Origin of the sequence: Stenotrophomonas sp. HMWF003 (assembly GCF_003061285.1) — a bacterium.
In the GTDB taxonomy this organism is placed as follows: domain Bacteria; phylum Pseudomonadota; class Gammaproteobacteria; order Xanthomonadales; family Xanthomonadaceae; genus Stenotrophomonas; species Stenotrophomonas maltophilia_AP.
The window spans coordinates 1-7,781 of the sequence record NZ_QAIW01000244.1 but is presented as its reverse complement, the minus strand read 5'-3'; the positions used below and the strand labels follow the sequence as shown (position 1 = coordinate 7,781).

Here is a 7,781-nt window from a genome sequence, read left to right as displayed (position 1 = left end):
TCATCAGGCGCGCGCGCCCTGCAGGCGGGTCAGGGCGGCATCCATCGCATAGCGGTAGCTGTCGGCACCGAAGCCGCAGATCACGCCCACCGCCTTGTCACTGAAATAGCTGTGCTGGCGGAACGGCTCGCGCGCATGCGGGTTGGACAGGTGGATTTCGATGAACGGCACGTCCACCGCGGCCAGCGCGTCGCGCAGGGCCACCGAGGTGTGGGTGAACGCAGCCGGGTTGATCAGGATGAAGGCGGTGCCGTCGTCGCGGGCGGCCTGCACGCGGTCCACCAAGTGGTGTTCGGCGTTGGACTGCAGGCTCTCCACGGCGTGCCCGGCGGCGTGCGCCTGGGCCAGCAGGGCCTGGTCGATCTGCGCCAGCGTGGTGTGCCCATACACCCCCGGCTCGCGTGTGCCGAGCAGGTTGAGGTTGGGGCCATGCAGGACCAGCAGTTTCGCCATGGGTGCCACGAAGCGGGAAAGGGCGAAGTCTGGCGGAACCTGCTGATGGTGTCCAGTTCGGCGAAGTTACGGGTGTTTCAATCGAACGTTTGAAATTCGCTCCATTCACCCGCCCCGCCGACATTTCACGCTGTGCGCCTGGCCATGGTGGGTGGCCGTTCCCACCCACCTCACGGATCTTGAACTGGGCCCTGCACCCGGCGTGCCCCCGCTGCGCGCGTCGGGCGGCGTTGCCGTGCCCGCGGATTGGCCGGTACGTCCGCGCCATGGCCCGCCCAACAGAAACCGCTTGACCTTCCAAGCGTGGCATGCCGGACAACGGTCGCCGGAGCCGCTTCGGTTCAGCACACCCGACATCCAACTGCAGTCGCGAAAGGTACAACGATGACAATCACGCGCACCACCTTGATGACCCTGGCGATCGGCGCCGCACTCGCCCTCGCTGGCTGCAAGGAGACCGCGCCTGGCGGTGGCTCCGCCCCGCCGCCCGGTGTGCCCGTGGCCGAGGTCATCGTCCGCCCGGTCACGCCCTTCGCCGAGTTCACCGGCTCGCTGACCGCGGTCAAACAGGTGGAGCTGCGCCCGCGCGTCGCCGGTTACATCCAGCAGGTCAGTGTCCCGGAGGGCAGCGTGGTGGAGAAGGGCAAAGTGCTCTTCCACATCGATCCGCGACCGTTCCAGGCCGCACGCGATGCCGCTGCCGCGCGGCTGCGCGAGGCACAAGCGGCCTCCGCGCTCGCCCAGGCCGACCATGCGCGCGCCGAACAGTTGTTCGTCCAGAAGATCGTGGCGCGCAATCGGCTGGACTCCGCCACGGCCGCGCTGGATGCAGGCAAGGCCCAGGTGGATGCGGCGAGGGCGGCGCTGGATGCCGCGCAGCTGGACCTCAGCTTCACCCGTGTCACCTCGCCGATCAGCGGCCGCGTTGGGCAGGTCCTGGTCACCGAAGGCAACTATGTCGCCAGCGGGGTCACCCCGCTCACCACGATCGTGTCGATCAACCCGCTTCACGTCTATTTCGACGTGGACGAGCGCACCTACCTGCGCTCGCTGGCGGCGGGCCGTACGGACGGTCACGCTGCGGGCCCAGGCTCGGCCAAGGTCAGCGTTGCACTGGTCACGGACAAGGATTACCGCCGTGAAGGGCGCCTTGATTTTCTGTCCAACGCGGCAGATCGCGGCACGGGCACGGTGCGGGTACGCGCGGTGATCGACAATCCGGACGGCCAGTTGACGCCTGGCCTGTTCGCCAAGGTGCGGCTGGAGGCGGGTACGTCGAAGGACAGGGTGCTTGTGTCGGACCAGTCGATCAGCACCGACCAGGGCCACCGCTATGTGCTGGTGGTAGGGAAGGGCGATACGACCGAGTACCGCCCGGTGGAACTGGGCCCGGTGGTGGACGGGCTGAGGGTGATCGAGCAGGGGCTGCAGCCGGGTGAACGCATCGTCGTGAAGGGGCTGGTGCGCCCCGGCATGAAGGTGACGCCGCAGGTGAGCGCGATTGATGGCGTGCCGCTGAAGGCGCCCGGCAAGCAAGGAGCAGCGCAGTGAACTTCCCGCGCTTCTTCATTGATCGACCGATCTTCGCCATCGTGCTGTCGGTGCTGATGGTGATCGCCGGCATCGTCGCGTTCTTCCAGTTGCCGCTGAGCGAATATCCCGCGGTCACCCCGCCAACCGTCCAGGTCACCGCGTCCTATCCGGGCGCCAATCCGAAGGTCATCGCAGAGACGGTGGCAGCGCCGCTGGAGCAGGCCATCACCGGTGTCGAAGGCATGATGTACATGTCCTCGCAGTCGGCCACCGACGGGCGGATGATCCTCACCGTCACCTTCGCCGACGGCATCAATCCGGACATGGCCCAGGTTCAGGTACAGAACCGGGTATCGCGCGCGCTGCCGCGCCTGCCTGCCGACGTGCAGCGCCAGGGCGTTGTCACCCAGAAGACCTCGCCGGACATCCTGATGGTGGTGCACCTGGTCTCGCCGGACCAGCGGTACGACCCGCTCTACATCTCCAACTATGCCTACCTGCAGGTCCGCGATGAACTGTCCCGCATCCCGGGAATCAGCGATGTGCTGGTCTGGGGCGCAGGCGAGTACAGCATGCGGCTGTGGCTGGATCCCGGCCTCATTGCCGCGCGGGGCCTGACCGCCGGCGACGTCATCGCCGCCGTGCGCGAGCAGAACGTACAGGTGGCCGCCGGCTCGGTCGGCCAGGCACCCGATTCCACCGCCGCCTTCCAGGTAACGGTGAATACCCTGGGGCGGCTGACCGACGAGGAACAGTTCGGCGACATCATCATCCGCACCGGCAGCGACGGCCAGGTCACGCGGCTGCGCGACGTGGCGCGTATCGAAATGGGGGCCGACGCCTATGCGCTGCGCAGCCTGCTGGATGGCGAGCCCGCGGTCGCCCTGCAGATCATCCAGGCCCCGGGTGCCAACGCGCTGGATGTTTCGGCCGCGGTCCGCGAGACCATGGCGCGTCTTGAGAAGAACTTCCCCGAAGGGCTGGCGTCGCGGATCGCCTATGACCCGACGGTGTTCGTGCGGGCGTCGCTGGAGTCGGTGGCCACCACGCTGCTGGAGGCGATCGTCCTGGTGGTGATCGTGGTGGTGCTGTTCCTGCGCAACTGGCGGGCATCCCTGATTCCCCTGCTGGCGGTGCCGGTGTCGTTGATCGGCACCTTTGCGGTCATGCACCTGATGGGGTTCTCGCTCAACACCTTGTCACTGTTCGGCCTGGTGTTGTCCATCGGCATCGTGGTCGACGATGCCATCGTGGTGGTCGAGAACGTCGAGCGCCACATCGAAGACGGCGAGGAGCCGGTGGAAGCCGCACGCCGCGCCATGCGCGAAGTCACCGGCCCCATCATCGCCATCACCTCCGTGCTGGCGGCCGTGTTCATTCCCACCGCCTTCCTCACCGGCCTGCAGGGCGAGTTCTACCGCCAGTTCGCGCTCACCATCGCCATCTCGACGATTCTGTCGGCGGTGAACTCGCTCACCCTCAGCCCGGCGTTGGCGGGCATGCTGCTGCGTCCGCGCAAGGTCGCTCCCCCGCGTGATCCGCGCAGCCTGCGCGGCCGCGCCACGCGTGCCATGCAGTGGGTCAGTCGTCCCTTCGAGCGGGCCCCGGATGCCTACGGCAACGGCGTGCGCAAACTCGTGCGCATCAGTGGCGTGGCCCTGTTCGTCTATGGCGGTCTGCTGGCGCTGACCCTGGTTGGCTTCAAGATCGTGCCGCCCGGCTTCGTGCCCATGCAGGACAAGTACTACCTGGTGGGGATCGCACAGCTGCCCAACTCGGCCTCCCTGGACCGCACCGACGATGTCGTCCGGCAGATGTCGAAGCTGGCCCTTGCCGAACCGGGGGTCGAAAGCGTGGTGGCCTTCCCGGGGCTGTCCATCAACGGCTTCGTCAACGTCCCGAACGCGGCGGTGATGTTCGTCATGCTGGATCCGTTCAAGGACCGCACGTCGCCCGACCTTGCGGCCACGGCGATCGCCGGGCGGCTGCAGGCGAAGTTCGCCGGTATCCAGGATGGCTTCCTGGGCGTGTTCCCGCCGCCGCCGGTGCCGGGGCTGGGCGCCACCGGGGGGTTCAAGATGCAGATCGAGGATCGCGGCGGGGTCGGCATGGACGCGCTGGTGCAGCAGACCCAGATGTTGATGATGAAGGCCACAGAATCCGGCCAGGTCGCGGGGTTGATGACCAGCCTGGATGTCAACGCGCCGCAGCTTGACGTGGTGATCGACCGCACCAAGGCCAAGAGCCAGGGCGTGCCGTTGGCCGATGTGTTCGAGTCGCTCCAGGTCTACCTTGGCTCGCTGTACATCAACGACTTCAACCGCTTCGGTCGCACCTACAAAGTGACTGCCCAGGGTGATGCGGAACATCGCATGCAGGCCGAAGCGATTGGCCAGCTGCAGGTCCGCAATGCCGCCGGCCAGATGCTGCCGCTGTCGTCGTTTGTCACGGTCACGCCCAGCTCGGGCCCGGACCGGGTCATCCACTACAACGGCTATCCCTCGGCGGATATTTCCGGGGGTGCGCCGCCGGGCGTCAGCTCGGGCCAGGTCGTGGCGGTGATGGAACGCCTGGCAAAGGAGGTCCTGCCCGAAGGCGTGAGTTTCGAATGGACCGAGCTGACCTACCAGCAGAAGCTGGCCGGCGATGCGGCGCTGTACATCTTCCCGCTGTGTGTGCTGCTCGCCTACCTGATCCTCGCCGCGCAGTACAACAGCTGGTTGCTGCCGCTCTCGGTCCTGCTGATCGTACCCATGTGTCTGCTCAGCGCGATCGGTGGTGTATGGCTGATGGGCGGCGACAACAACGTGTTCGTCCAGATCGGCTTGATCGTGCTGGTTGGGCTGGCGGCCAAGAACGCGATCCTGATCGTCGAATTCGCCCGCACCCTGGAGGAGGACGGGTGGGGCACCGTCGACGCCGTGGTGGAGGCGTGTCGACTGCGGCTGCGTCCGATCGTGATGACCTCGCTCGCCTTCATCGCCGGCGTCGTGCCGCTGGTACTGGCCACCGGTGCCGGTGCGGAGATGCGCCAGGCCATGGGCATCGCGGTCTTTGCAGGCATGCTCGGGGTGACCGTGTTCGGCCTGTTCCTGACGCCGGTGTTCTACGTGTTGATCCGCCGCATTTCGTCCCGCTTCGAGAAGCCCGCACCCGGGCCGGCACGCCGCGCAGAGGAGATCGCATCGTGAGCAACGGCCGTCGTCTTTCGATTCTTCTTCCGCTTGGTGCAAGCGTCATGTTGTCCGCGTGCGCGTCGGTGGGACCCGATTTTTACCCGCCGTCACCCCCGCGTCTGCCGTCGGCGGCGGCGTTCCCGGGCGACTTCGGTGCAACGTCCGCCGCACTGGTGCCCGGGGCGATCGACGCCGAGTGGTGGCGGTCCTTTGATGATCCGGCACTGACCGCGTTGATCCAGCGCGCCTGGGCCGCCAACCACGACATCGGGCGTGCCGCCGCACGCCTGGATGAGGCCAGGGCCCTGCTGCGCGAGAGCCGCCAGGGGTTTTTGCCGCAGGGAAGCGCAGGGGTGGGCCACGAAAACCGTCGGCGCGGTGCCGTGGAAACCGCGCCGGGCCAGGCACGCCGAAGCGAGACCTATCGGGCGGCCATCGATGCATCTTGGGAGATCGACCTGTTCGGGCGCGTCCGCCGGGCATCGGAGGCCGCCCAGGCCGACGCCGGCTCCCGCGAGGCGTTGCTGCGCGACGTGCAGGCCAGCGTGGCGGCCGCAGTGGCGGCCACCTGGTTCGAGCTGAGCGGCCTGGACGCCGAGCTGGGGGTGGTTGCCGCCATCACGCAGAGCCAGCGTGACAGCCTGGCGTTGGTCGAGGGCCTGGAGAATGCCGGCGCGGCCAGTGGATTCGACCGGCTGCGGGCGGAGGCGGCGCTGCGCAGTGTCGAGGTGGTGGCGCCCGAACTGGAGCGGCGCCGCGCGGTCGCCTTCAATGCACTCGCCCTTCTGCTCGGCGAAACACCGCAGACGTTCGTTGCACCGGTGCCGTCCACCGCACCGCACGCCCTGGAGGTGCGGCGCATCATCGTGGGCGACCCCGCCGCGCTGCTGGCACGGCGGCCGGACATCGAGGCAGCGGAGCTGCGTCTGGCCGCGGCTACCGCGCACATCGGGGTGGAGACCGCCGGGCTGTATCCCCAGATCGAGATACAGGGCTCCATCGGCGTGGTAGCCGGCAGCCTGGGCTCCACCGGCGGTAGTTCGGCGCTGTCCAGCCTGCTGGCGCCCCTGTTGCGGTGGTCCTTCCTGGATATCGGACGGGTTCGCGCCAGAATCGCGGCGAGCGAGGCGCGCGCCCGCGAGGCGCTCATCCACTACGACCAGACCGTGCTGCGCGCACTGGAAGAGACCGACAATGCATTCGGCGCCTTCAGCGCGGCCGGCACCGCCCTGCAGCTTCGGCTCCAGGAGGCCTCGGCCACCAGCCAGGCTGCGGACCTTGCGCGCGCGCAGTTCGCGCACGGGGAGGGCGTCTACCTGGATGTCCTGGAAGCAGAGCGGGCCGACTTCGCCAGCCGGCGCGCCCTGGTGGTGGCCCGGACCAACCAGCGGCTGGCCACCGTGAGCATCTACAAGGCGCTGGGCGGCGGCTGGGTTCCCTGCACACGGGAAGACGTCGACTGTGGCGGCGCCGGCAGCAGGCCTGTCGCACGGCTGACCGGGTTCATCTCCCGGTCTTGACCTTCCCATCGTTGGAACCCCCACGCTCTACTCACCCTACCTTCTTCAAGGGGCAGCCCGATGGCTTCCACCGCACTCCAGAACGACACCCGACTGACCAAACCGCTGGGCGGGCGACTCAGCCTGCCGGTCAGCGGAATGACCTGTGCCTCCTGCGTGGGGCGCGTGGAACGCGCCATCAGCGCCATCCCCGGTGTGAAAACGGCCTCGGTCAACCTTGCCACCGAGCGTGCCGACGTCACCTTCATCGGGGCGGCCAATCCGCAGGCCGTTGTCGAGGCGATCGAACGTGCAGGCTACGCCGTCCACGAAGAAACCACCGAGCTGGCGATCCAGGACATGACCTGCGCGTCCTGCGTGGGTCGGGTGGAGAAGGGCCTCCGGCAGGTGCCGGGCGTCATCGAGGCCAGTGTGAACCTGGCCACCGAACGTGCCCGCGTGCGGCATCTGGCGGGCGTGGTCACCATCGCCGACCTGGAAGCGGCCATTGAAAAGGCCGGGTACACCTCGCGCCGGGTAGCGGCAGCAGCTGGCGGCGCGGGCGACCAGGATGCCGAACGCCGCGAGGCCGAAGGGCGCGAACTGCAGCGCTCCCTGCTGATCGCCGCGGCGCTCACCCTGCCGGTGTTCATCCTTGAGATGGGCTCGCACCTGGTGCCGTCCATGCATCATTGGGTAGTGCATACGCTGGGCCTGCAGACCAGCTCGTACATCCAGTTCGCGCTGGCCTCGCTGGTCCTGTTCGGGCCCGGGCTGCGCTTCTTCCGCAAGGGCGTGCCGGCACTGCTGCGGGGTGGCCCGGACATGAACTCGCTGGTGTCGGTCGGCACGGCGGCGGCGTATGGCTATTCGGTGGTGGCCACCTTCGCGCCCGGCGTGCTGCCTCAGGGAACGGCGAACGTCTATTTCGAAGCGGCCGTGGTGATCGTTACGCTGATCCTGCTGGGGCGCATGCTGGAAGCCCGGGCCAAGGGGCGCACCTCGCAGGCGATCAAGCGGCTGGTGGGCCTGCAGGCCAAGACCGCACGGGTAGAGCGCAACGGCGCCACCGTGGAGATCCCGCTGGAGCAGGTGACCACCGGCGATGTGGTGCTCGTGC

At 68.0% G+C, this 7,781-nt stretch carries 5 protein-coding genes; 4 read left to right on the top strand and 1 reads right to left on the bottom strand.

The genetic code is table 11. The features are described from left to right. Window positions 1–3 precede the first annotated feature (3 nt). Window positions 4–453, bottom strand: coding sequence for a type II 3-dehydroquinate dehydratase (aroQ, locus tag DBR34_RS10030; RefSeq protein ID WP_128096683.1), 450 nt, complete (start codon window positions 451–453; stop codon window positions 4–6). 384 nt (window positions 454–837) lie between these two features. Between aroQ and DBR34_RS10025 the strand changes: the two genes are divergently transcribed. The 4 genes from DBR34_RS10025 to DBR34_RS10010 all read left to right on the top strand — a co-directional run. Continuing rightward, window positions 838–2,004: an efflux RND transporter periplasmic adaptor subunit gene (locus DBR34_RS10025; protein ID WP_128096682.1), complete on the top strand. Its 1,167-nt coding sequence runs from the start codon at window positions 838–840 to the stop codon at window positions 2,002–2,004. Further along, window positions 2,001–5,177, top strand: coding sequence for an efflux RND transporter permease subunit (locus DBR34_RS10020; RefSeq protein ID WP_128096681.1), 3,177 nt, complete (start codon window positions 2,001–2,003; stop codon window positions 5,175–5,177). The genes DBR34_RS10025 and DBR34_RS10020 overlap by 4 nt, the downstream gene beginning before the upstream one ends. 47 nt (window positions 5,178–5,224) lie before the next feature. Next, window positions 5,225–6,682, top strand: a complete 1,458-nt coding sequence (locus DBR34_RS10015) for a TolC family protein (protein WP_128096680.1) — start codon at window positions 5,225–5,227, stop codon at window positions 6,680–6,682. Window positions 6,683–6,742: 60 nt separating this feature from the next. Continuing rightward, window positions 6,743–7,781, top strand: a 1,039-nt coding sequence (locus DBR34_RS10010; protein ID WP_146186808.1) for a heavy metal translocating P-type ATPase, incomplete at its 3' end; no start/stop codon positions are given.